Below are 22,575 nucleotides of genomic sequence, written 5' to 3' on the forward strand. Positions count from 1 at the left end.
ACGCAAAAGATCTTCGCCATCAGATGTCCTCCCACGCTCCGCCGCTGCGCGGGTCGCTGCCCCCCATGGGGGCGTTCGCGCCTTGGGGCGGCCCGGCGGCGCTCAGTGCTTGCTGCAGATGAAGTTTCTTCATTTCGAGATGGCCAGCTTGACGCCGAAGCCGATGAGGAAGACACCGGCGAGCTTGTTGAGCGTCCGGGTGATGCGCGGGTTGGCGCGCATGCGTTCGGCCAGGAAGTGGGTGAGCAGCACGGCGGTCAGGCCATAGAGGAAGGTGAGGAAGGCCACGGTGATCGCCATGGCGCCGAAGGTGATCAGGCCCTGGTGGTGCGCGGGGTCGACGAACAGCGGGAAGAAGGCCATGTAGAAGACGATGGCCTTGGGGTTGAGCAGGGTGATGGTGAAGGCCTGCTGGAAGAACTGGCTGGGGCGGATGTTGAGGACGGGCGCATCACCCGGCTTGGCGGTGAGCATCTTGAAGCCCAGCCAGGCGAGGTAGGCGGCGCCGGCCCACTGCACGAAGCTGAAGGCGGTCGGGTAGGCCGCGAGCAGCGCGGCCACGCCTGCGACCGCCATCCACATCAGCACCTGGTCGCCCGCGATGACGCCGAAGGTGGCCGCCATGCCGCCCCGGATGCCACCTTTGCCGGTGGAGGTGATGAGGGCGAGGTTGCCCGGGCCGGGGATGGCGAGGAACAGGACGATGGCGGCGACGAAGGCGCCGTAGTCAGCGATGCCGAACATGGTGGCTCTCTTGGGGGGTGTGGAGACGGTCGAGTTTACGTGAGGGGCTTGTGTTTCCTTCCCACGTTTCGCTCCAACGTTGCGTCAGAGGGGACTGCGTCGTGTGGCTGGGCTCTGGTCTCGCTCGCGGGCGGCTGGACCTGAGCGCTCCGATTCCTTCGTCAACAACACACAGGTTCGCTGGCTCTGTGGCAACCGCGAATCGTCTCGCCGCCCATCCACACGCCACAGCCCCCTTCAGCGACACCAGGGCGAGCCACCGGTGGCGCGCACGCGTTGCTGCTCACAGGCCGTTGGCGATGTGCGCGGGCGCAGGCCCCATTCGCGGTTGCCCACGCGGCGGCACACAGGCCCCGTGTTGACGAAAGGGTTTCAGCGGAACCGGGTCTTCGCCCGCGAGCGTGGGCCGGAGAACGCGCATGTCGCCAATGGCCTGGCGCGAGGTCAATGAGCGAAATGCACCGAGCTCAAGAGACAGCAGGCCGCAGCCAGACAATGCACCGCTCGGCATCCAAGCCCGGCACCGTCAACTGTTCCACGTGAAACACCGACACATCGGCCGGCAGGGCTGACAGCTCTTCCGCAGGGTGCTTGCCCTTCATCGCCATCCACACCGCCCCCGGCCTGAGCGCCGCGCGCGACCAGGCCGTGAAATCCGCCAGCGAGGCAAAGGCGCGCGAACAGACCACGTCGTAGCCGCCACCCCCCTGCCCTTCGGGTCCAGCCGTCAGCGACTCCACCCGCGCATGAATCCCGCGCAGATTCGGCAGCTTCAGCGAAGCCGCCACCTGCTGGATGAAGGTCGCCTTCTTGAGCACCGTGTCCACGCAATGCACCTGGATCTGCGGGCAAGTGATCGCAATGACCACACCCGGCAAGCCGCCACCCGAGCCCACGTCGAGAAGCTGAATGGGTTGCCCGCCGGTCTGGCGCAACAGCGGCGGGATGGCGGCCAGGCTGTCCAGGAGGTGGTGCGTCAGCATCTCCTGCGGGTCGCGTACCGCCGTCAGGTTGTAGACCTTGTTCCACCTGGCGATCAGGTCCTGGTAGGCCAGCAGCTGGTCCACCCGGGCGTCGCTCAGGCTCAGGCCGAGTTCACGCGCGCCGGCTTCGAGCGCCGGCTTCAGGGCAGCGGCGCTCATGCGTCCTGCGTCTCGGTGGTGCGGGCAAAGCCCTTGAAGCCACCCTTTTTGAGGTGGATCATCAGCAGCGAGACGCTGGCCGGGGTGATGCCCGAGATGCGCGCAGCCTGGCCCAGTGTCTCCGGCCGGTGCTTGGCCAGCTTCTGGCGGGCCTCGAACGACAGGGCCGTGACCTGGGCGTAGTCCAGATCGGGCGGCAGCTTCAGGTGCTCGTAGTGGGCGGCACGCTCCACCTCGTCCTTCTGGCGGTCGATGTAGCCCGAGTACTTGGCCGCGATCTCCACCTGCTCCACCACCGCGTCGTGCAGCTCGCCCAGTGTTTCACGTGAAACCACGGGGCGGGCATCTTCGTCGCCCGCCTGGGCCGCCGGCGCCCAGCGGCCTTCGCCCATGCCCATCAGCTCGGCGTAACCCACACCGGGACGGCGCAGCAGATCGAACAAGTTGTATTCGCGCTCGATGGCCTTGCCCAGCACCCGCTCGGACTCGGCCGCCTCCAGGATGCGCGGATTCACCCAGGTGGATTTCAGGCGCTCTGTTTCGCGTGAAACCGCGTCGCGCTTGCGGCTGAACGCATCCCAGCGGGCGTCGTCCACCAACCCCATCGCCCTGCCCTGTTCGGTCAGTCGCATGTCGGCGTTGTCCTCGCGCAGCTGCAGGCGGAACTCGGCCCGGCTGGTGAACATGCGGTAGGGCTCGGTCACACCTTGGGTCACCAGGTCGTCCACCAGCACGCCGAGGTAGGCCTCGTCGCGGCGCGGCAGCCAGGCGTCTTTGCCCTGGCACCGCAGCGCGGCATTCAGGCCGGCGAACAGGCCCTGGGCCGCCGCCTCTTCGTAGCCCGTGGTGCCATTGATCTGGCCGGCGAAGAACAGGCCCTGGATCTGCTTGGTCTCGAAGCTGCTCTTGAGCGAGCGCGGATCGAAGTAGTCGTATTCGATGGCATAACCCGGCCGCAGGATGTGGGCGTTTTCCAGCCCCGGCATGCTGCGCACCAGCGCGTACTGGATGTCGAACGGCAGGCTGGTGCTGATGCCGTTGGGGTAGACCTCGTGCGTGGTCAAGCCCTCGGGCTCCAGGAAGATCTGGTGGCTGTCCTTGTCGGCGAAGCGGTTGATCTTGTCTTCCACGCTCGGGCAATAGCGCGGGCCCACGCCTTCGATCTTGCCGGTGAACATGGGGCTGCGGTCGAAACCGGAGCGGATGATGTCGTGCGTGCGCTGGTTGGTGTGCGTGATCCAGCAGGGAATCTGGCGCGGGTGCATCGCCGTGTTGCCCATGAAGCTGAACACCGGCACCGGCAGGTCCGGATTCATGCCGCCGGGCACGCCGTCGCCGGGCTGTTCGGTGCATTGGGACCAGTCGATGGTGCGGCCGTCGAGGCGCGGCGGCGTGCCGGTTTTCAGGCGGCCTTGCGGCAGCTTCAGCTCCTTCAGGCGCGCACTCAGCGACACGGCCGGCGGATCGCCCGCGCGGCCGGCCGCGTAATTGTTCAGGCCGACGTGGATCTTGCCGTCCAGGAAGGTGCCCGCGGTGAGCACCACGGTGCGGCTGCGGAAGCGGATGCCGACCTGCGTCACCGCGCCGACCACGCGGTCGCCCTCCACCATCAGGTCGTCCACCGCCTGCTGGAACAGCCACAGGTTCGGCTGGTTCTCCAGCATGCGGCGGATGGCGGCCTTGTACAGAATCCGGTCGGCCTGGGCGCGGGTGGCGCGCACCGCCGGGCCCTTGCTGCTGTTGAGGATGCGGAACTGGATGCCGCCCTCGTCGGTGGCCAGCGCCATGGCTCCGCCCAGCGCGTCCACCTCTTTCACCAGATGGCCCTTGCCGATGCCGCCGATGCTGGGGTTGCAGCTCATCTGGCCCAGGGTCTCGATGTTGTGGGTGAGCAGCAGCGTGGCGCAACCCATGCGCGCGGCCGCGAGCGCGGCTTCGGTGCCGGCATGGCCGCCACCGACGACGATCACATCGAATTCCTGGGGGTACAACATATATATAGAGCGCTTGGGAGGATCGGGCCCATCCGGGCAGGTCCGGTGGTCATGGGCGGTGTTTCACGTGAAACAGTGGCGGCAGGCCTGCCCCGGCCCGTGCCAACCCGCTATTGTCCTAGATAGCGCCCGGCCCTGAGCCTCCGCATCATTTGCCCATGCCCACATCCACACCGTCCGACCTCCCAGGCCTCGGCCCCAAGTCCTTGGCCATGCTGGCCGCCGCCGGCATCCACGGCCGGGCCGACCTCGAACGGCTCGGCTCGGTGCACGCCTACCTGCGCGTCAAGGCCGCCGGACAGAACGCCAGCCTCAACCTGCTCTGGGCGATGGAAGGCGCGCTGACTGGCGAGGACTGGCGGGTGGTCGCCCGCGAAGAGCGCACCCGTTTGCTGCTCGCGCTGGATGCTGCGCAGCGGCCCGAACCGGGATAGCCCCACGCAGGAATCCTGCGCCGGCCCGCTGCCACAATGCCGCCCATGAGCACCCCCACCCCCCTCCTCGTCTTCGCGGGCAGCACGCGCGCCCAGTCCTTCAACCGCAAGCTGGCCACCGTGGCCGCCGAGATCGGTCGCGAGGCCGGCGCCACCGTCACCCACATCGAGCTGGCCGACTTCGACGTGCCGCTCTACAACGCCGACCTGGAAGCCAAGGGGACGCCGCGCGACGTGGTGCGCCTGAAGGAACTCTTCTTCGCCCACCCGGCCTGGATCGTGGTCTCGCCCGAATACAACGGCAGCTACACCGGCCTGATGAAGAACACCATCGACTGGGTCTCCAGCCCCATCAAGGGCGACCCGGTCTGGTCCAGCGGCACCAAGCCGTTCGCGGGCAAGGTGGTCGGCATGCTCTCGGCCTCGCCCGGTGCGCTGGGCGGCCTGCGCAGCCTCTCGCACCTGGCGCCGCTGCTGATGAACCTGCAGTGCTGGGTGTCGCCGAAGCAGTTCGCCCTGTCCAAGGCGGGCGAGGCCTTCACGCCCGAGGGGCAGCTGGTGGCCGAACCCGCGCGCGAGAACGTGCGCGGCGTGGTCGAGCAGGTGCTCTGGGCGGCCCGGCGCTTCGGCGCCTGAGCACCGCGCCGCGAGCCTTCAGCGACTGCGCTGCAGGATCTGCTCGGCCAACCCGTCGTAGTTGCCGCCGTAGTGGTGGTCGCCCTTGAGCGGGACCAAGGTCATCTGCTCGGGGCTCAGCTTCGGGCAGATCGTGTCGCGGTCCTCCGTGCCGTAGATGCAGGTGGCGTTGCCCGCGTTGAAGCCGGCCAGTTCGGGCAGCACCGGCGTGCCCTTGGCATCGCGCGAAACCCAGTTGCTCAGCTTGAATTCAAAGGACGCGCGCTCACCCGGCCCCAGCAGCACGGTCTGCACCACCATCGCCTTCACCGGGGCCGGCAGCCGGTTGACGGCAAACGGCAGCACGTCGGCACCCTGCGAATAGCCGATCAGCACCACCCGCTGGCGCTTCCACTGCCGGGTGTAGGCGCGGATGGTGCGCGAGAGGTCGTCGGCAAAACCCTGCGGCGTGCGCGCCGACCAGAAGTAGCGCAGCGAATCCCAGCCGACCACCGGCACGCCCCTGGCGGCCATCACCGCGGCCACCCGCTTGTCCAGCCCCGCCCAGCCGCCGTCGCCCGAGACCAGCACCGCCAGCGTGTCGGAGGCCACACCGGACGGCACCTCCACCAGAGGCAGGTCGCCCACCTCGACGCCGGCCTCGGCGCTGAGCCGGCTGGTCGACACCTCGGTCGCCATGCGCCGGTACGACACCTCGTAGGCCGACAGGCCCGCCGCCGTTCCGAGCAGGTCCTCTCCCACGCCCGGCACGCCGACCCAGTGGCTGCTGGGCACCTTGCTCACGAAGGCCTGCGTCGCCGCCACCGGGCAGCTGCGGTCCTGCGCGCCCTGCAGGGCCAGCCAAGGGGTCCGCATGGTCGTATCTGGCAAAAGAGTGAGGGCTGACTTTTCCTTGTTGACCCGGAACACCGAGCCCTCGCCCTTGCACAGCGGCTTGGCCAGCGGCAGGCTCGGACAGAAGCCGATGGACACCGCGCCGGAGAAGGTGCCCTCGGGCGCTTGCGCCGCCATGGCGTAGGCCAGCGCGCCGCCGGCCCCCACGCCCACCGCCAGCGGCGGGTAGTAGGCCGGCAGCCGGGCGTAGCCCTGCACGAAGCGCGAGAGGTTTTCCACATCGCCCTCGGGCACCACGCAGCCGCCGCCGTCCTGGTTGAAATTGGCCAGCAGCGAGGGCGTGTCGATGGCCGCCACCACCGCCCCGGTGTCCAGCAGCACCTGCGCGGCAGCGCCGGGGCCGCCCGCCCCCCACCCGCCGGCGCCCGAGAACAGCAGGGCCACGGTCTTGACTTCGCCCCTGGGGCGGTAGAGCCGCACCTCTTTGAAACGGCCGTGCGAGACGGTTTCCTGGGCGGCCGCGGGCACCAGGGCCGCGCCGAGCATGAGCGAGAGAAGCAGGGTTTTCATTTGGTGATCACGCGCCGCCAGCCACCCGCAATCAGCGCGGCGGTGTCCGACAGCACCAGCAACGGAGACAGGCCGCCGGGGGCCGCCAGGTAGCGGGGTTCCCAGACGGGGTCGAATTTTTCCTTGAACGAACGCAATCCCTGGAAGTTGTAGAAGTTCTCGCCGTGGTTGAACAGCAGGCGCCCCAGGCGCTGCCAGCGCGGCGCCAGCCGGTGGCTGGCCATGCCCGAGAGCGGCACCATGCCCAGGTTGAAACGCGCCACGCCCTGTTCGCGCAGGTGCAGGATGATCTGCGTGAACAGGAAGTCCATGGTGGTCTTGGGGGCGTCGCCGCGCTGGCGCATCAGGTCCACCGCGGCCTCGGCGGACAGCCCGGTCACCAGCATGGTGGCAAACGCCACGATGCGCCCCTCGTGCCGCACCAGCGCCAGCGGCTGGCGCATCACGTACTCGCGGCTGAAGGCACCGAGCGAGAACGCCTTCTCGGCCGTGTCCTGGCGACCCAGCCAGTCGTCCGACACCGCCTGCAGCGCATCGAACACCGACTCGGCCGCGCCTGCGGGCAGCCACTCGAAGCCCAGCCCGTCGCGCTGGGCCCGCGCCACACCGTGGCGCAGGTTGGCGCGGCGCTTGCCTTCCAGGCTGAAGCCGGCCAGCTCCACCGTCGCGCACTCCCCCAGCTTGTAGACCCGCAGGCCGGCGTCCAGGTACACCGGCAGGGCCTGCGGCCGCACCTGGTAGAAGGCCGCGCGCCCGCCGGACTCGCCCGCCAGCTCGACGAAGCGCCACACCAGCTCGGGCCACTCCTCGCGCGGGCCCACCGGGTCGTACAGCGCCACCCAGGAGCGGCCCTTGCGTGAAAACATCAGGAACGCGCGGCCCGACTCCGAAAACATCAGGCTCTTGTCGCCCATCAGGGCCAGACCCGCGCCAGCGCTCTCCTGCGCCATCACCACCGCCTGCGCCCGGGCCAGCAGAGCCCCGTCGGGCCGCGGCAGCGCGGGCGGCGCGCGGTGCAGCAGGTGGGCCAGCGCCACGCACAGCGTCAGCAGAGCCACGGCGACCATGGCGCGCAGCGAGCGCGGCGCATGGCCGTCGAACTCGAACCGCCACCACACGCGATCCACATAGTCCGTGTCCTGGTAGACGAACACCAGCAGCACCCCCACCGCCAGCACCACGGCCAGCACCGCCACCAGCCAGCCGCGCGAGAAGGCCAGCGACAACACCGCCGCCCGCCGGTTGAAGTGCCGGTGCGACAGCGCCAGCGACAGCGCCAGCAGGCCCAGCAGCACCGCCTCGGACACCGCGATGCCCTTGGGCAGGCACAGCACCAGGCTGGCCAGCGCCAGCACCAGTCCGGCCCACCAGGCCACGTCCAGCCGCAGCAGCATGCCGCGCGCCACGAACAACAGCGCCAGCCCGATCACGCTGGCCAGGAAGTGCGCCGCCTCCACCGCGGGCAGCGGCATGAACTGGCGCAGGTGCGCGGTGGCGTCCTCGGTGGCGGGCGTGGCGCCCGAGACCAGCAGCACCACGCCGCTGACAAAGGTGAAGGCGGACAGCAGCAACGGCGCGAGCGCCGACGCCGCCCGCACCAGCGGCGTGGACACCCCGCGCCGCCAGGAGGAGCCCACGAGCAGCAGCAGCGCCAGCGCCAGCGGCAGCAGGTGGTAGATCACCCGGTACAGCACCAGCGCGCCCACCAGCCGGTCCGCCGGCACCTGCTGCCCCAGCGCCAGCAGCAGCACGGCCTCGAACACGCCCAGGCCGCCGGGCACGTGGCTGATGACGCCGACGGCGATGGCCAGCGAATAGAAACCGACAAAGGCCGGGAAGCCGACCGCGCCGGCCGGCAGCAGCACCCACAGCACGGCCGCGGCAGCCACCACGTCCAGCGCGGAAATCAGCAGCTGCTGGCCGGCCAGCGAGGCACTGGGCAGCCGGAAGGTCCAGCCGCGGAACGACCAGCGACCGCCGCGCCGGCAGGCGCCCAGCGCCGCGGCCGTCACCAGCAGCGCTGCCACCCCGGCGGCGCGCAGCAGTTCGGGCGGCGCGCGCAGCAGCGAGGCCACCGACTCGGCGCCCCAGACCAGCGCCGCCGCGCCGACCACCGCGATGCCGACCGTGAATCCCAGGGCGTTGAAGGCGATGGCGCGCGAGATCTGCCCCGCTTCCAGCCCCGCCGCACCGTACAGCCGCAGCCGCACCGCGCCGCCGGTGAACACGCCCAGCCCCACCGTGTTGGACAGCGCGTAGGCGATGAACGAGGTCTGCGCCACCACGCGGTAGGGCAGTCGCGCGCCCGCGTACTGCAAGGCCGAGCGGTCGTAGAAGGTGAGCGCCAGAAAGCTCAGGGCGGTGGCCGCCACCGCCGCGAGCAGGTCCCAGGCCGGCGTGTCCTTGGCTGCCGCCATCACCGCGCCGTAGCTGAACCCGCTGAGCACGCGCAGCACCGCCTCGGCCACCAGCGCGAACAGCAGCAAACCCACACCCAGGCGCAGCCAGAAACGCCAGCGCGTCAGACGCGCGGTCAGCAGCTCAGGCGCTGACAGCAACCATTTCGAAAAGAACCGTTGGGACGACATGCAGACCTTGAAACCGGGGAGCCCAGCCGCCCGAAAGGCGACAATGGTGCCATGGCTTTGAGCTCTTCGCCGCCCTGCCGCGCCGGTTGTGCGGCGTGTTGCATCGCGCCCTCGATCAGCAGCCCCCTGCCGGGCCTGCCGGGCGGCAAGCCAGCGGGCATGCCCTGCCCCCACCTGGACGAGGCCCTGCGCTGCCGCCTGTTCGGCCGCCCCGAGCGGCCTGCGGTGTGTGGCTCACTGCCGCCCAGTGCCGAGATGTGCGGCGACACCCGCGAACACGCGCTGCATTTTCTGCAGCGGCTGGAGCAGGCTACACAACCGATTTCGCGCAGATGAAGTCGGCCACCTGGGCACCCACCGGCGCCGCCAGCGCGTCCGGCAGCAGGTGCCCCATGTCCAGCACCGTCAGACGGGCCCCCGGAATCAACCGCGCCAGCGCCTGACCGTGGGCCAGGGGCAGGCAGGGGTCTTCGGCACCGTGCAGCACCAGGGTGGGCACCCGCAGTTGCGGCAGCCAGCCGGTGCGTGGCGCCGCGCGGTCCACCGCCAGGGCGTGCTGCATGGCGGCCAGCGGCTGGTGTCCGGCCGAGGCCGCCGCGCGAGCCTGTTCGCGCACGGTGTCGGCGGGGAACGGGTGGGAGCCGCCATGGAACACCGACCAACCCCGCACGGCCACCTCGTCTGGCGGCAGGCCGCGGGCGCGCACCGAGGTCTCCAGCAAGGCCTGCAGAAAACCCGGTGCCGGCCCGGGCAGCCCGTCGGTGGGCACCGGCCGCCCCAGCGTGGCGGCCATGTAGGGCCGGTGGTCGGGCGAACTGCCCAGCAGCACCAGGCGGTCCACGCGCTGCGGGTGTTCGTGCGCCAGGTGCTGCGCGATGTAGCCGCCCATGGACCAACCCAACACCGACGCCCGCGCCAGACCCCATGCATGAAGCACGCGCAGTGCATCGGCCACCAGGTCGCCCAGTGCATACGGCGGCGCGTGCAGCGGGTGCACGAAGGAGCGGCCGGTGTCGCGGTGGTCATAGCGCAGCACCCGGCAGCCGGCCTGCACCAGCGCCGCCACGAAGCCCGGCGGCCAGAAATGCGCCGGGTTCATCGCCCCCATCACCAGCAGCACCGGCGGCCCGTCGGACGGCCCGCCGGCGTCGCTGAACAGATCGCCCAGCCCGGGCACAGGAACGCGCCGCGGCTCCCAGTGGATGGTGTTCATGGTCCCTGTGTTCATCGCCCGTTTGTACCCCAGCCCAAAAACAAAAGGCCCGCAACAGCGGGCCTTTTGTCCGGGGACGGTGGCGCAGGGATTACTGCTTGACCGCTTCCACCTGCAGCACCAGGCGCACGTTCTTGGGGAAGCCCCAGTCGATGCCGTAATTCACGCCGAAGGCGGTGCGGTCGATGGTGGCCTCGAAGTCGCCGCCGCAGACTTCGCGCTTGAGCATGGGGTTGTCGTAGCAGTTGAACTGCGTGGCCTTGAGGGCGACGGGCTGGGTCTTGCCGGCGATGGTCAGGTTGCCTTCCACGGCCGAGACCTTGTCGCCGCTGAAGACGAACTTGCTGGAGACGAACTGGGCCTTGGGAAATTTCTCGGCGTTCAGGATCTCGGCGCTGGCCAGGTGCTTGTCGAACATGGCGGTGCCGGAGTTCACCGAGGCGATGTCGAGGCTGATGTCGACCTTGCCGGTCTTGGCCGCCTTGTCGAAGCTGACCTTGCCTTCCTTCTTGTCGAAGCGGGCGCGGTTGGTCGTGGCGCCGAAGTGGCCGATCTCGAAGGTGGCGAAGGTGTGGGTCGGGTCGATCGCGTAGTCGGCGGCCTGGGCGACGCCGGCGGTGGACAGCACGGCCGCGGCGGCCAGCAGGGACAGGGACTTGCGCATGGTTGAACTCCTGGATTGAGGTTGGAAACGGAAACGGGAAACGGACATCAGAGCTTGGGCACGCCGGTCAGGGCGATCTTGAATTTCACCTGCACCTCGTCGGCGACCATCGAGGTGTCGGCCCACTCCTTCTCGCCGATGCGGAAGGTCAGGCGCTTGATCGGGAAGGCGCCGCTGGCCACGGTGGTGGCGCCGTTCTGCGCCAGCGTGACCGGCACGACCACGTCGCTGCTCACGCCCTTGATGCTCAGCTTGCCAGCGACTTCGTACTTCGTGGCGTCGATGCGCTTGATGGCACTGGACTGGAAGGTGGCCTTGGGGAACTGGGCCACGTTGAACCAGGAGGCCTTGGGCAACTCGGCGTTGGCCTCGCGGCTGATGTCGGCGCTGCCGGTGTCCACGGTGAAGGCGATGCTGCTGCTGGCCAGCTTGGCCGGGTCGAACGCCACCTGGGCGCTGAAGCTCTTGAACTTGCCGTCCACCGGCACGCCCATCTGGCGGCTGGTGAAGGCGACCTCGCTCTGGGCGGGCACGAGGGCCTGCTGCGCCTGCACGGCCAGCGGCGAGACGCTTGCGGCGACCAGCGCCAGGGAAAGAAGACGGGTGTTCATGAAAAGACTCCTGGGAAGGTCAGCGGCTGAAACCCATGCGGGACATCAGGCCGTCGCGATCGACAAAGTGGTGCTTGAGCGCTCCGGCCACATGCAGCAGCACCAGGCCGGCCATGGACAGGGCCGCGATCTTGTGGGCTTCCTTGAGCGCGTCGGCCAGGCCTTCGCTCACCGGCACAAAGTCGGGCAGCGGCAGCACCCCGAACAGCACCACCGGGAAACCGGCGGCCGAGCTGAAGGCCCAGCCGCTCAGCGGCACCGCGAAGAACAGCGCGTAGAGGCCGATGTGGGTGGCGTGGTGGGCCAGCTTCTGCCAGCCGGGCATGGCCGCCTCGATGGCCGAGGGCAGTGCCGGTGGCGATTTCAGGATGCGTGTCAGCAGGCGGAACGCCGAGAAAGCGAGCACCAGCACACCCGCCCACTTGTGCCAGCTGTAGTACTGCAGCCGGGCGGGCGAGAAGGGCAGGTCCGCCATGTAGATGCCCAGCGCGAAGTTGCCCGCGATGAGCAGGGCCAGCGCCCAGTGCAGGGTCCGGGCCAGCGGGTGGTAGCGGGTGATGGAGGAGGTAGCCATGGCGGCAGTGTAGGGAGGGGCCTGCCCGCTCAGGTCGAAAGCGCTTGAAGCCTGAATTCAAAAAATTCGAATGAACTTTGGCCGCGCGTTCGCATCTCCACCCTCTGGACACGCCCCCCGCACCTACAATGCGCCGCATGTCCCAGACCGCCCCGCCCGACCTGCTGACGCTGTACCCGGCACTGGCTGCACTGCCGGGAGTGGTGGCCCGACTCGCACCGATGACCGTGCCCGCCGGCACCCGGCTGTTCCGCGAGAACGACCCTTGCCAGGGCTTCCCGCTGGTGCTGGCCGGCGAAGTGAAGGTCTCGCGCAGCGCCCCCAATGGCCGCGAGCTGGAGCTCTACCGGGTCGCGCCCGGCGAGATGTGCCTGGTGTCCTCGGCCGGCCTGTTCGCCCACCAGCCGCTGACCGCGCGCGGCGTCGCCACCAGCGAGACCACGCTGTGCCTGCTGCCGCCGCCGGACTTCCAGGCCGCGCTGGCCGACACCGGCTTCCGCGAATACGTGCTCGGCCTGTTCGCGGCGCGCATGGCCGACCTCACCGGCCTGATCGAGGCCATCGCCTTCCAGCGCCTGGACAGCCGCCTGGCCGGCGCCCTGCTCGGCCACGGCCAGACGCTCAGGACCACCCACCAGGCCCTGGCCGACGAGCTGGGCACGGTGCGCGAGATTGTCACGCGGCTGCTGCACCGCTTCGAGCGCGACGGCCTGGTCGAACTCTCGCGCGAGAGCATCACGATCAAGGACAGCGCCGGTCTGCGCACGCTCGCCGCCGGCCAGCCCGCCTGAGCCGGGCCTGGCTTTTTCCTGTGTGACCGTGGTCACAGACCGGACGGGGCCACCACGGCTCCAATACGTCCGCACCCTCTTTCACTCACAGGAGCTTCACATGACCAAGAACGTTGGCGGCGTCGACCGCACCCTCCGCATCGTCGTCGGCCTCGCCCTCATCGCGGCCGCCGCCACCGGCGCTGTCGGCGTCTGGGGCTACATCGGCGTCGTGCCCCTGCTCACCGGCCTGGTGGGCTGGTGCCCGCCGTATGCCCTGCTCGGCTTCAATACCTGTAAAACCAGGTAACCCCCTGCGCCGCTGCGCGGCTTCCCCCCTTGAGGGGGAACATCATGTGCGGCCCGGCGAAGCCGGTTCCGCCGTGATTGCTGGAGCCAGGCACTTCGCTCCTGACACCTGGCTTGTCCGTCCTGCGACAGCCCGCATGCCGTGTCCGCGCGACCATGTCCGCCCAGCCGCGCACCCCGACGCGGCGCAGGAGACACGCCATGCTCAACATCCCTTCGCTCAAGGACTCGGTCAGCGCCGAGGAATGGCAGCTGCGCTGCGACCTCGCGGCCTGCTACCGGCTCGTGGCCGCCTACGGCTGGTCCGACTTGGTGTTCACCCACATCAGCGCCAAGCTGCCCGACAGCGTCACCGGCGGCGAGCACCAGTTCCTGATCAACCCCTACGGGTTGATGTTCGACGAGATCACGGCGTCCAGCCTGGTCAAGGTCGACATGCAGTGCAACAAGCTGATCGACTCGCCCTTCCCGGTCAACCCGGCCGGCTTCGTCATCCACAGCGCGGTGCACGAGGCACGGCCCGAGGTGCAGTGCGTGCTGCACACCCACACCCGCGCGGGCGTGGCGGTCAGCGCGCAGAAGGCCGGCATCCTGCCCATCAGCCAGCAGAGCAGCTTCGTGCTCGCCTCGCTGGCCTACCACGACTACGAAGGCGTGGCCTTCCGCCCCGACGAGAAGCCGCGCCTGCAGGCCGACCTGGGCCGCGCCAACTTCCTGGTGCTGCGCAACCACGGCCTGCTGACCGTCGGCACGTCGATCCCCGACGCCTTCCTCTCGATGTACACCTTCGAGAACACCTGCCGCATCCAGATCGACGCGCTGGCCGGCGGCGGTGAACTCACCCAGGTGGACCCACGCATCCTCGCGGGCATGGCCGAGGTGATGAAGATCGCGACCGCGGGCCAGGGCGCGATGCTCGCCTGGCCCGCGCTGCTGCGCAAGCTGGACCGCAGCGACCCGTCGTACAAGACTTGAGCAGACTCGGCCTGAGCGGTCTCAGAACCCGTCCGCGTAGCGCTCCAGTTCCCAGTCGCTCACCTGCTGCGCGTAGGCGTCCCACTCGGCGCGCTTGAGCGCCAGGAACTGCTCGCAGAAGGCCTCGCCCAGGTCGTCGCGCAGCAGGGCGTCGGCGCGCAGCGCGGCCAGCGCCTCGTGCAGGTCGCGCGGCAGGCGTGGCGGCATCGGGTCGCCTGCCGCGTGGCGCTGGTACAGGTCGGCGTCGCAGGCCTCGGGCGCCGGCAGGTCGCGGTCGATGCCGTCCAGCCCCGCGGCCAGCGTGGCCGCCAGCGCCGCATAGACATTGCACGACGCGTCGGGCAGCCGCCATTCGAGCCGGCCCTCCACCGTGCGCAACACGCAGGTCCGGTTGTTCTCGCCCACCGCCTTCCACACCGGTGACCAGGTGGTGCCCGAGGCGCTCTCGCTGACCGCCAGGCGTTTGTAGCTGTTGACCGTGGGCGCGCACAGCGCTGCCAGCGCATCGCCGTGTTCGAGCAAGCCCGCGGCGAAGCGCAGGCCCAGCGGGCTCAGCCCCATCGGACCGCCGGCATCGGCCATCAGCGGGCAACCCAGTTCGTCGGTCAGGCTGATGTGGAAGTGCAGGCCGCTGCCCGGCGCGTTCGCCAGTGGCTTGGGCATGCAGGAGAACACCATGCCGTGCTGGTCGGCCACGGCGTGCGCGGTCAGCTTGAACAGCTGGAAGCGGTCGGCCGCGGCGAGCGCCTCGTCGTGGCGGTAGTTGATCTCGTACTGGCCGGTGGCGTCCTCGTGGTCCGTCTGCTGCAGCCCGAAGCCCAGGGCTGTGAGGTGGCGGCGCATGTCGTCCAGAAAGCCGTGGTTGCGCACCATGGCCTTGAGGTCGTAGGACGGCTTGTCCAGCCTGTCCTCGGCATCGGCCACGCCCCATCGGCCGTCCTCGCCGCGGCGCAGCAGGAAGAACTCGGGTTCGATGCCGACATGGAAGGTCCAGCCGCGCTCGCGCAGCCGCGCCAGTTGTCGCTGCAGCACCTGCCGCGAACAGGTGTCCAGGGGTTCGCCCCCCGCAAAGCCGTCGCACACCGCGTGCGCCACGCCCGGCAGCCAGGGCAGCGGCCGCAAGCTGTCGGGCACCACGCGGCCGTGGTATTCGCTGCGCGGCCCCATGCGCGGCAGGCCGGTGCCCACGATGCTCGGGCCGGCGAAGCCCGCGCCGCTGGCCACCGCCGCAGGCAGCGCCTCCAGCGGCAGCAGCTTGCCCTTGGGCACGCCGTGCAGGTCGGTGAAGGTGGCCATCACCGAATGCACGCCCTGCACGTGCAGGGCCTCGATGCGCTGCGCCAGCGTGAACATGGGCGTCATCGCGTCACACCGGGCTGTCGATGCGGATCCAGGTGGTCTTGGTCTCGGTGTACTTGTCGAACGCGTGCAGCGACTTGTCGCGCCCCACCCCGCTCTGCTTGAAGCCACCGAAAGGCACCGTGATGTCGTCCTCGTCGTACTGGTTCACGTGCACCGTGCCCGCGCGCAGCGCACGCGCCACGCCGTGGGCCTTGTTGATGTCGCGCGTCCACACCGCGGCCTGCAGGCCGTAGATGTTGTTGTTGGCCTGTTTCACCACGTCGGCCGCGTCGGTGAACGAGAGCACCGACAGCACCGGGCCGAAGATCTCCTCGCGCGCGATCGTCATGCTGTTGGTCACGCCGTCGAAGATGGTGGGCTGCACGTAGCAGCCGCCGGCCACGGGCGCCACGCGCTCGCCACCGGCCAGCAGCTTCGCGCCTTCGCTCTGGCCCAGGCCGATGTAGCGCATCACGTTGTCGAGCTGCACCTGGTCGACGATGGCGCCCATGACGGTGTTCTTGTCCAGCGGATTGGCCGGCTGGTACTGGGGCACCAGCTTGAGCGCCTTCTCCAAGAAAGCCTCCTTGATCGAGGCCTCGACGAACAGGCGCGAGGGCGCGTTGCAGCTCTCGCCCTGGTTGAAAAAGATGCTGCCCACCGAGGCCTCCACCGCCTTGTCCAGGTCGGGGCAATCGGCGAACACGATGTTGGGCGACTTGCCGCCCAGCTCGGTCCAGGCGCGCTTGAGGTTGCTCTGCCCGGCCATCACGTGAATCTGCTTGCCCACGCGCGTGCTGCCGGTGAAGGCGATGCAGTCCACGTCCATGTGCAGCGCCAGCGGCGAACCGGCCTCGGGCCCCAGACCCGTCACCACGTTGAACACGCCGGCGGGGATGCCGGCCTCCAGCGCCAGCTCGGCCAGCTTGAGCGCCGTCAGCGGGCTCTTCTCCGACGGCTTGAGCACCACCGAATTGCCCGCGGCCAGGGCCGGCGCGATCTTCCACGCGGCCATGATCATCGGGTAGTTCCAGGGCACGATCACGCCGACCACGCCCACCGGCTCGCGGGTGATCAGGGCCAGCGCCGTGTCGGGCGTGGGCGCGATTTCGTCGTAGACCTTGTCCACCGCCTCGCCGTACCAGCGGATGCAGTTGGCCGCGCTGTTCACGTCCACGCCCTTGGCGTACTTCACCGGCTTGCCCATGTCGAGCGACTCGGTCAGTGCCAGCAGATCGCCATTGGCCTGGATCAGCTCGGCGAACTTGATCAGGGTGCGCTTGCGCGCAGCGGGCGCCTTGCCGGCCCAGCGGCGGTCTTCAAACGCGGCGCGGGCGGCGGCCACGGCGGCGTCGATGTCGGCCTGGCCGCAGCGGGCCACCTGGGTCAGCACGCGGCCGTCGACCGGGGAAATGCAGTCGAAGGTCTGGCCATCGCGCGCGGCGACGCGCTCACCGTTGATGAGGGCGCGGCCGTCGAAGGAAGGGATGGTGGTGTCGGACATGGGCACGGGTCTCCACATTGAAGTGGCACCATGCTAAGGCAGCATCCGGCCAATTGTTGCGTCCACTTGGAACACCCGGAGAGCCGGAGTGGACTCAGCGGCGGCGCACGGAGCGCCCGGTCAGTGCGCCGCGTCCCGCTCGAACCGCCGCCGCAGCCAGGTGCGCCGCTCGTAGTCGCTCTGCACCACCGGCACCCCGTACAGCGCATGGCAGCCGTAGGCCAGCACGTCGTCGCGACCACGCAGCACCACATACGGCTCGCCGCTGCGGCGCCAGTCCTGCGCCAGCCGCTTGCAGACGCGGCGCACCTTGTCGCGGGTCACGGGTTCGAGCGTGGTCGCGGCCTCGATGAAGCGCTCCTGGCCCAAGACGAAGCGCCCCAGCTGCACCCCGGCCAGCGCCACCACCAGCGCCAGCCCACCCCACAGCGGCACCCGCCAGGCCAGACCGGTCGGCGCCCAGCGCGCAATCACCAACAGCGCCAGCAAGGGCAGCGGCAGCATCATCCGGTAGAGCGAGAAGAAGGGTGAGCCGGCGTTGTATTCGGCGAACTTGTTGTTGCTCACCATCAGCGCGATCAGCAGCAGCAGGCCCGCAGCGCCCAGCGCCCAGCGCCAGCCGTCCGCGCCCGCCAGCGACGCCGGGTCGCGACGCTCAGCCCGGACCACCAGCGCCCCGGCGCCCAGGCCCAGCAGCAGCAGGCCGCCCAGCGCCACCACCACGTCGGGGTTCTGCAGGTTGCCCAGCAGGTAGCCGGGCCGGAAGAACAGGTCGGGAAAACGGTGCACCACATGGTCGGGGTTCCACACATAGAACAGGCCCAGCGCCTTGAACAGCGCATGGCCCAGCACCAGCCCGGCCCCGGCCAGCAGCCAGCGCCGCCGGTCGGGCAGGAACACCAGGGCCGGCAGCATCAGCACATTGCTCATATAGGAACCGGTGCAGAACCCCACCAGCGCCGCCCAGCCGATCTGCGCCCCGGCCGACGGCGCCGCCGGGCGCAGCAGCAGGGCCAGGCCCAGCCAGGCCAGCGCGATGCCGGTGATGAAGCCGCGCGGCAGCGCCGCGGCCAGCGTGTACTCCAGCGGCAGCGCCAGGAACAGCGTGGTCACGGCCAGCGCCGCCCAGGGCCGCTCGCGGCCCAGCCACCAGGTGGTCAGCACCCAGGGCAGGTAGAAGCTCAGCGCCGCCACCGCCTTGACCGCCACCAGCGGGTCCAGGCCCAGCCACACCGCGGGCACGGCCAGGTAGGCCTCGAAGGGCAGCAGATAGGCCTGGCCGTAGAAGAAGGGCTCGTGGAACTCGCCGCGCGCCATCCAGGCGGCCTGATCGGCCACCACCAGCTGGTCCGGGTCCAGCCAGACGGCGTGGAAGCCGGCCTGGTGGACCGCTGCGTGCAGGGCGTAGAGGAGCAGCAGCCAGAGGCGGCTGTCGCGCAGGGACACAGTGCGGCGACGGGTTCGTGCGGACGGCTCAGCGCGCCGACAGCGCCGCCAGCTCGGCCCGCGTGGCCGCCTGGATCTCGCGTTCGCGCTTGCGCGTCTGGCGCGCCACCCAGACGCTGTAGCCGATGATCACGATGGTCACCGTGGTGATCAGCAGCGTGGCCGCGGCGTAGATGGTCGGGTTGATGCCGCGGCGGGCGTAGCCGAAGATCACCTGAGGCAGCGTGGAGACGCCGGGGCCGGAGAGGAATTCGGAGATCACCACGTCGTCGAAAGACAGCGTGAAGCTCAGCAGGAAGGCGGCCAGGATGCCCTGGAAGATGTTGGGCAGCGTGATCAGGAAGAACACCTCGTGGGGCCGCGCGCCCAGGTCCATCGCGGCCTCTTCGATGCTGCGGTTCATCTCCATCAGCCGGCTCTGGATCACCACCATGCCGTAGGCCATGCCCAGCAGGGTGTGGCCCAGGATGATGGTCAGCATGCCGCGCTCGGGCCAGCCGAAGACGTTCTGCGCGCCCACCATCAGCAGCAGCAGCGACAGGCCGATCACCACCTCGGGCATCACCAGCGGCGCGTTCACCATGCCCGAGAAGACGGTGCGCCCCAGGAACTTGCGGTAGCGCACCAGCACGAAGGCGGCGAAGGTGCCCAGGATGGCCGAGAGCAGGCCCGTGACCGCGGCCACCTTCACCGACAGCCAGAAGCCCTCGACGATCTTGGTGTCGCGCGTGAGCGCCTCGTACCAGCGCAGCGAGAAGCCGGTGAAGTTCGCGTCCTGCCGGGTGCTGTTGAAGCTGAACACGATCATGAAGAACAGCGGCAGGTACAGGAACAGGTAGACCAGCGCCATCCAGGCCTTGCCGAAGTGTTTTTCGAGAATCCGTTTCATCACTTCTTCTCCTCGGCGGTGTAGTGGTAATAGATCGCCAGCGGCACGATGATCAGCGCGATCATCACCACCGCCAGCGCCGAGGCGCGCGGCCAGTTGTTGCTGGTGAACATCTCGTCCCAGACCACACGGCCGATCATGATGTTTTCCGGCCCGCCCAGCAGCGAGGGGATCACGAACTCGCCCACGGCCGGGATGAACACCAGCATGAAGCCGGCGATGATGCCGGCCTTGGACAGCGGCACCGTCACCAGCCAGAAGGCCTTGAACGGCGTGGTGCCCAGGTCGTAGGCGGCTTCGAGCAGGCGGAAGTCCATCTTCACCAGGTTGGCGTAGAGCGGCAGGACCATGAACGGCAGGTAGACGTAGGTCATGCCCACCAGCATCGACACGTTGGTGTAGAGCATCTGGATCGGTTCGCTGGTGATGCCCAGGAACATCAGCAGCTTGTTGACCACGCCCTGGTCGGCCAGGATGCCCTTCCACGCATAGACGCGCAGCAGGAACGAGGTCCAGAACGGCAGCATCACCATCATCAGCAGCGCCGGGCGCACCGCCGGCGACGAGCGCGCGATGAAGTAGGCGAAGGGGTAGCCGATCAGCAGGCACAGCAGGGCCGTGAGCAGCGCGTACCAGATCGAGCGCAGGTAGGCCTCGATGTAGATGGTCTGGAACAGCGCCCCACCCTCACCATCGCGGAAGATGGTCCAGTAGTTCTCGTACTTCAGGCTCAGGATGCCCGTCTCCGGGTCCCAGATCGGCTTGAAGGGATTGATGCTCTCGCCCTGGTGAACGAAGCTGATGTACAGCAGGATCAGGAAGGGCAGCAGGAAAAAGACGAACAGCCAGGCATAGGGCAGGCCGATGACGAAGCGCTTGCCTGGAACCGGAAGGGGTGACGCCATGGTGGTGCTCCTGGTTCAGGTTCAGTCGCGCAGAACCACGGCGTCGAGGTCGTCCCACCAGAAGAACACGTCGTCCTCCCAGGTGATGTCCAGCAGCTCGTGGCGCGAGCCGTTGGGCTCGGTGATCTTCACCTTGGTGCCCTGCGGCGTGACCACGATGTAGGTGTTGTAGGAACCGAAGTAGCCGATCTCCTTGACGCGCCCGGCGAAGAGGTTGCGCGTGATGTGGGCCGGCCGCTCCTTGCCGATCTCGATCTTCTCGGGCCGCACCGCCACCGCCACCGGCATGTCGATGGAGCCGCTGATGCCGTGACCCACGTGCACCTCGCCGATCGCCGTGCCCACCGCGCAGCGGTCGGTCTCGTCCAGCGTCAGCTTGCCCTCGAACAGGTTGACGTTGCCGATGAAGTCGGCGACGAAGCGGTTGCCCGGGTATTCGTAGATCTGCTGCGGCGTGCCCACCTGCAGCACGCGGCCCTTGCTCATGATGGCAATGCGGCTGGCCATGGTCATGGCCTCTTCCTGGTCGTGCGTCACCATCACCACGGTCACACCGACCTTCTCGATGATGTTGACCAGCTCGAACTGCGTCTGCTCGCGCAGCTTCTTGTCCAGCGCGCCCAGCGGCTCGTCCAGCAGCAGCAGCTTGGGCTTCTTGGCCAGGCTGCGCGCCAGCGCCACGCGCTGCTGCTGCCCGCCCGAGAGCTGGTGCGGCTTGCGCTTGGCGTACGGCGTGAGCTGCACCAGGGCCAGCATCTCGTCGGTGCGCTTGGCGACCTCGTCCTTGGGCAGGCCCTCGCGCTTGAGGCCGAAGGCCACGTTGTCCCAGATGTTCAGGTGCGGGAACAGCGCATAGCTCTGGAACATCATGTTCACCGGCCGTTCGTAGGGCGGCATGTTGGCCACGTCCTGGCCACCGAGCAGGATGCGGCCCTTGGTCGGGGTCTCGAAACCGGCCAGCATGCGCAGCAACGTCGACTTGCCACAGCCCGAGCTGCCCAGCAGGGCGAAGATCTCGCCCTTGCCGATGGAGAGCGAGACCTCGTCGACGGCCACCGCCTCGTCGAAGCGCTTGACCAGTTTTTCCGTGACCAGATAGCCCTCTTGCGTGCCGGCTGCTGCCATGGTGACCCCTCGTTGTTGGTGATTCGGAAACAGAAAGGGCTGTTCATACGCAGGGTACGAACAGCCCGTGTCAGGCCATGCCTGGGTGCCGGTGGCGCTTACTTGCCCTTCTTGAAGCTGTTGTAAGCGTTGGACATCGCCTCGCGCGCCTCGTTGGTGAAGCTGCTGGGCGGGATCATCTTGCCGAAGTAGTCGGACTCCACAAAGATGGTCTTGTTGCCGGCGATCTCGGGGTTGACCTTGTCCATGCCCGCCTTGTTGCCGGTGGGGTAGCCCATGTCGTTGGCCATGGCGGCGGCGTTTTCAGGGCGCAGGTAGAAGTCGATGAACGCGGCGGCGTTGTTCGGGTGCTTGGCGTCCTTGGTCACGGCCATGGTGTCAAAGAAGATCAGCGCGCCGGTGCTGGGCAGCAGGGCTTCGATGACGTCCTTGGAGCCGTTCTCCTTGGCGCGGGCGGCGGCCTGGTTGATGTCGCCAGACCAGCCGATCGCCACGCAGGCCTTGCCGCCGGCGATGTCGTCGATCATGGTCGAGCTGAACAGGCGCACGTCCTTGCGGACCTTGGCCAGCATCTCCGTCGCCAGCTTGTAGTCGGCCGGGTCGTTCGAGTAGGCGTCCTTGCCGATGTAGTGCAGCGCCACCGGCAGGATTTCGGTCGGCGAATCCAGGTAGGCGATGCCGCAGGACTTGAGCTTGCTGGTGTACTCAGGCTTGAAGACCAGGTCCCAGGCGTTCTCGGGCATGGCCATGCCGCCCAGCGCCTTCTCGGCCTTGGTCTTGTTGATGCCCACGGTGGTGAAGCCCCAGGCCCAGGGCACCAGGTGCTTGTTGTCCGGGTCGGCCTTGGTCAGCACGGACATGATGGCGGGGTCCATGTTGGCCAGGTTGGGGATCTGCTCCTTCTTCAGGGGCTGCAGCAGGCCGCCTTCGATCTGGCCCTTGGCGAACACGGTGCCGGGCACGACGATGTCGTAGCCGGTGTTGCCGGCGACCAGCTTGGCGTGCAGGGCTTCGTTGGTCTCGAAGGTGTCGTAGTTGACCTTGATGCCGGTTTCCTTCTCGAAGGTGGCGATCATGCCTTCGGGGATGTAGTCGGGCCAGTTGTAGATGTTCAGGACCTTCTCGTCGTCGAACACCGGGCCGGCGGGTTTGGCCGGCTCAGCGGCGGGGGCCGGGGCTGCCGCGACCGGGGCGGCCGGGGCCGCAGGCGCTTCTTCTTTCTTGCCGCACGCCGCCAGCAGGATGGCGGAAATGGCCAGGGCCAGGACTTGTTTCTTCATGGTGAGGAACGCTCCAGGTTTGAGGGG

The 22,575-nt window shown here is 68.7% G+C and carries 22 protein-coding genes; 6 read left to right on the forward strand and 16 right to left on the reverse strand.

Features of this window, described 5'->3' with window-relative positions:
* Positions 1–129: 129 nt before the first annotated feature.
* The 3 genes from RCO38_RS17555 to mnmG form a co-directional block, all read right to left on the reverse strand.
* Positions 130–744, reverse strand: coding sequence for a LysE family transporter (locus RCO38_RS17555; protein WP_308329643.1), 615 nt, complete (start codon positions 742–744; stop codon positions 130–132).
* Between the two features lie 467 nt (positions 745–1,211).
* A complete protein-coding gene (rsmG, locus tag RCO38_RS17560; RefSeq protein WP_308329644.1) occupies positions 1,212–1,886 on the reverse strand; it encodes a 16S rRNA (guanine(527)-N(7))-methyltransferase RsmG in 675 nt (224 codons plus the stop codon).
* Positions 1,883–3,880: a tRNA uridine-5-carboxymethylaminomethyl(34) synthesis enzyme MnmG gene (gene mnmG / locus RCO38_RS17565; RefSeq protein ID WP_308329645.1), complete on the reverse strand. Its 1,998-nt coding sequence runs from the start codon at positions 3,878–3,880 to the stop codon at positions 1,883–1,885. The genes rsmG and mnmG overlap by 4 nt, the downstream gene beginning before the upstream one ends.
* A 158-nt stretch (positions 3,881–4,038) precedes the next feature.
* Here mnmG and RCO38_RS17570 point away from each other — a divergent pair, with 158 nt between their 5' ends.
* Positions 4,039–4,314 carry a TfoX/Sxy family protein gene (locus RCO38_RS17570; protein ID WP_308329646.1) on the forward strand — a complete coding sequence of 92 codons (276 nt, stop codon included), beginning with the start codon at positions 4,039–4,041 and terminating at the stop codon, positions 4,312–4,314.
* A gap of 45 nt (positions 4,315–4,359) precedes the next feature.
* Complete coding sequence (locus RCO38_RS17575; RefSeq protein ID WP_308329647.1) at positions 4,360–4,950, forward strand: NADPH-dependent FMN reductase; 591 nt, start codon at positions 4,360–4,362, stop codon at positions 4,948–4,950.
* Between the two features lie 18 nt (positions 4,951–4,968).
* Here RCO38_RS17575 and RCO38_RS17580 read toward each other — a convergent pair whose 3' ends face one another.
* Complete coding sequence (locus RCO38_RS17580; RefSeq protein WP_308329648.1) at positions 4,969–6,354, reverse strand: virulence factor family protein; 1,386 nt, start codon at positions 6,352–6,354, stop codon at positions 4,969–4,971.
* A complete protein-coding gene (gene mprF, locus RCO38_RS17585; protein WP_308329649.1) occupies positions 6,351–8,912 on the reverse strand; it encodes a bifunctional lysylphosphatidylglycerol flippase/synthetase MprF in 2,562 nt (853 codons plus the stop codon). Before mprF ends, RCO38_RS17580 begins: the two co-directional genes overlap by 4 nt.
* Before the next feature lie 81 nt (positions 8,913–8,993).
* On the opposite strand from mprF, the gene RCO38_RS17590 reads away from it, so the two are divergent.
* Positions 8,994–9,278, forward strand: coding sequence for a YkgJ family cysteine cluster protein (locus RCO38_RS17590; RefSeq protein WP_308329650.1), 285 nt, complete (start codon positions 8,994–8,996; stop codon positions 9,276–9,278).
* Here the strand turns inward: RCO38_RS17590 and RCO38_RS17595 are convergent.
* The 4 genes from RCO38_RS17595 to RCO38_RS17610 all read right to left on the reverse strand — a co-directional run bounded on the left by RCO38_RS17595 (position 9,253) and on the right by RCO38_RS17610 (position 12,004).
* Positions 9,253–10,155, reverse strand: coding sequence for an alpha/beta fold hydrolase (locus RCO38_RS17595; protein ID WP_308329651.1), 903 nt, complete (start codon positions 10,153–10,155; stop codon positions 9,253–9,255). The genes RCO38_RS17590 and RCO38_RS17595 overlap by 26 nt on opposite strands.
* Before the next feature lie 91 nt (positions 10,156–10,246).
* On the reverse strand, positions 10,247–10,819 hold the full coding sequence (locus RCO38_RS17600) for a YceI family protein (protein WP_308329652.1): 573 nt from the start codon (positions 10,817–10,819) through the stop codon (positions 10,247–10,249).
* A 47-nt stretch (positions 10,820–10,866) separates the two neighbouring features.
* Positions 10,867–11,430, reverse strand: coding sequence for a YceI family protein (locus tag RCO38_RS17605; RefSeq protein WP_308329653.1), 564 nt, complete (start codon positions 11,428–11,430; stop codon positions 10,867–10,869).
* Between the two features lie 19 nt (positions 11,431–11,449).
* Positions 11,450–12,004, reverse strand: coding sequence for a cytochrome b (locus tag RCO38_RS17610; RefSeq protein ID WP_308329654.1), 555 nt, complete (start codon positions 12,002–12,004; stop codon positions 11,450–11,452).
* Between the two features lie 137 nt (positions 12,005–12,141).
* Here RCO38_RS17610 and RCO38_RS17615 point away from each other — a divergent pair, with 137 nt between their 5' ends.
* The 3 genes from RCO38_RS17615 to RCO38_RS17625 all read left to right on the forward strand — a co-directional run bounded on the left by RCO38_RS17615 (position 12,142) and on the right by RCO38_RS17625 (position 14,058).
* The gene (locus tag RCO38_RS17615; protein ID WP_308329655.1) at positions 12,142–12,795 is read left to right on the forward strand and encodes a Crp/Fnr family transcriptional regulator; all 654 of its coding nucleotides are present in this window, start codon (positions 12,142–12,144) and stop codon (positions 12,793–12,795) included.
* A gap of 100 nt (positions 12,796–12,895) precedes the next feature.
* Positions 12,896–13,084 carry a YgaP family membrane protein gene (locus RCO38_RS17620; protein WP_308329656.1) on the forward strand — a complete coding sequence of 63 codons (189 nt, stop codon included), beginning with the start codon at positions 12,896–12,898 and terminating at the stop codon, positions 13,082–13,084.
* A 200-nt stretch (positions 13,085–13,284) separates the two neighbouring features.
* Positions 13,285–14,058 carry a class II aldolase/adducin family protein gene (locus tag RCO38_RS17625; protein WP_308329657.1) on the forward strand — a complete coding sequence of 258 codons (774 nt, stop codon included), beginning with the start codon at positions 13,285–13,287 and terminating at the stop codon, positions 14,056–14,058.
* A 21-nt stretch (positions 14,059–14,079) separates the two neighbouring features.
* Here the strand turns inward: RCO38_RS17625 and RCO38_RS17630 are convergent, their stop codons facing one another.
* The 7 genes from RCO38_RS17630 to RCO38_RS17660 form a co-directional block, all read right to left on the reverse strand.
* Positions 14,080–15,420, reverse strand: coding sequence for a type III glutamate--ammonia ligase (locus tag RCO38_RS17630; RefSeq protein WP_308329658.1), 1,341 nt, complete (start codon positions 15,418–15,420; stop codon positions 14,080–14,082).
* A gap of 4 nt (positions 15,421–15,424) precedes the next feature.
* Positions 15,425–16,903: an aldehyde dehydrogenase gene (locus RCO38_RS17635; RefSeq protein ID WP_308329659.1), complete on the reverse strand. Its 1,479-nt coding sequence runs from the start codon at positions 16,901–16,903 to the stop codon at positions 15,425–15,427.
* A 120-nt stretch (positions 16,904–17,023) separates the two neighbouring features.
* Complete coding sequence (locus RCO38_RS17640; protein ID WP_308329660.1) at positions 17,024–18,349, reverse strand: hypothetical protein; 1,326 nt, start codon at positions 18,347–18,349, stop codon at positions 17,024–17,026.
* 28 nt (positions 18,350–18,377) lie between these two features.
* A complete protein-coding gene (locus RCO38_RS17645; protein ID WP_308329661.1) occupies positions 18,378–19,238 on the reverse strand; it encodes an ABC transporter permease in 861 nt (286 codons plus the stop codon).
* Positions 19,238–20,143, reverse strand: a complete 906-nt coding sequence (locus RCO38_RS17650) for an ABC transporter permease (RefSeq protein ID WP_308329662.1) — start codon at positions 20,141–20,143, stop codon at positions 19,238–19,240. Before RCO38_RS17650 ends, RCO38_RS17645 begins: the two co-directional genes overlap by 1 nt.
* A 21-nt stretch (positions 20,144–20,164) precedes the next feature.
* Positions 20,165–21,268, reverse strand: coding sequence for an ABC transporter ATP-binding protein (locus RCO38_RS17655; RefSeq protein WP_308329663.1), 1,104 nt, complete (start codon positions 21,266–21,268; stop codon positions 20,165–20,167).
* A gap of 98 nt (positions 21,269–21,366) precedes the next feature.
* Entirely contained in the window at positions 21,367–22,548 is a 1,182-nt protein-coding gene (locus RCO38_RS17660; RefSeq protein ID WP_308329664.1) for an extracellular solute-binding protein, read from the reverse strand.
* Positions 22,549–22,575 lie beyond the last annotated feature (27 nt).

This window comes from Hydrogenophaga pseudoflava (genome assembly GCF_031020795.1).
Taxonomy (GTDB): domain Bacteria; phylum Pseudomonadota; class Gammaproteobacteria; order Burkholderiales; family Burkholderiaceae_C; genus Hydrogenophaga; species Hydrogenophaga pseudoflava_A.

Excerpts from the sequence above, each read along its gene's own strand:
- RCO38_RS17555 (WP_308329643.1), bottom strand. The coding sequence starts at position 744 with ATGTTCGGCATCGCTGACTACGGCGCCTTCGTCGCCGCCATCGTCCTG.
- rsmG (WP_308329644.1), bottom strand. The coding sequence starts at position 1,886 with ATGAGCGCCGCTGCCCTGAAGCCGGCGCTCGAAGCCGGCGCGCGTGAA.
- mnmG (WP_308329645.1), bottom strand. The coding sequence starts at position 3,880 with ATGTTGTACCCCCAGGAATTCGATGTGATCGTCGTCGGTGGCGGCCAT.
- RCO38_RS17570 (WP_308329646.1), top strand. The coding sequence starts at position 4,039 with ATGCCCACATCCACACCGTCCGACCTCCCAGGCCTCGGCCCCAAGTCC.
- RCO38_RS17575 (WP_308329647.1), top strand. The coding sequence starts at position 4,360 with ATGAGCACCCCCACCCCCCTCCTCGTCTTCGCGGGCAGCACGCGCGCC.
- RCO38_RS17580 (WP_308329648.1), bottom strand. The coding sequence starts at position 6,354 with ATGAAAACCCTGCTTCTCTCGCTCATGCTCGGCGCGGCCCTGGTGCCC.
- RCO38_RS17590 (WP_308329650.1), top strand. The coding sequence starts at position 8,994 with ATGGCTTTGAGCTCTTCGCCGCCCTGCCGCGCCGGTTGTGCGGCGTGT.
- RCO38_RS17595 (WP_308329651.1), bottom strand. The coding sequence starts at position 10,155 with ATGAACACCATCCACTGGGAGCCGCGGCGCGTTCCTGTGCCCGGGCTG.
- RCO38_RS17600 (WP_308329652.1), bottom strand. The coding sequence starts at position 10,819 with ATGCGCAAGTCCCTGTCCCTGCTGGCCGCCGCGGCCGTGCTGTCCACC.
- RCO38_RS17605 (WP_308329653.1), bottom strand. The coding sequence starts at position 11,430 with ATGAACACCCGTCTTCTTTCCCTGGCGCTGGTCGCCGCAAGCGTCTCG.
- RCO38_RS17610 (WP_308329654.1), bottom strand. The coding sequence starts at position 12,004 with ATGGCTACCTCCTCCATCACCCGCTACCACCCGCTGGCCCGGACCCTG.
- RCO38_RS17615 (WP_308329655.1), top strand. The coding sequence starts at position 12,142 with ATGTCCCAGACCGCCCCGCCCGACCTGCTGACGCTGTACCCGGCACTG.
- RCO38_RS17620 (WP_308329656.1), top strand. The coding sequence starts at position 12,896 with ATGACCAAGAACGTTGGCGGCGTCGACCGCACCCTCCGCATCGTCGTC.
- RCO38_RS17625 (WP_308329657.1), top strand. The coding sequence starts at position 13,285 with ATGCTCAACATCCCTTCGCTCAAGGACTCGGTCAGCGCCGAGGAATGG.
- RCO38_RS17630 (WP_308329658.1), bottom strand. The coding sequence starts at position 15,420 with ATGACGCCCATGTTCACGCTGGCGCAGCGCATCGAGGCCCTGCACGTG.
- RCO38_RS17635 (WP_308329659.1), bottom strand. The coding sequence starts at position 16,903 with ATGTCCGACACCACCATCCCTTCCTTCGACGGCCGCGCCCTCATCAAC.
- RCO38_RS17645 (WP_308329661.1), bottom strand. The coding sequence starts at position 19,238 with ATGAAACGGATTCTCGAAAAACACTTCGGCAAGGCCTGGATGGCGCTG.
- RCO38_RS17650 (WP_308329662.1), bottom strand. The coding sequence starts at position 20,143 with ATGGCGTCACCCCTTCCGGTTCCAGGCAAGCGCTTCGTCATCGGCCTG.
- RCO38_RS17655 (WP_308329663.1), bottom strand. The coding sequence starts at position 21,268 with ATGGCAGCAGCCGGCACGCAAGAGGGCTATCTGGTCACGGAAAAACTG.
- RCO38_RS17660 (WP_308329664.1), bottom strand. The coding sequence starts at position 22,548 with ATGAAGAAACAAGTCCTGGCCCTGGCCATTTCCGCCATCCTGCTGGCG.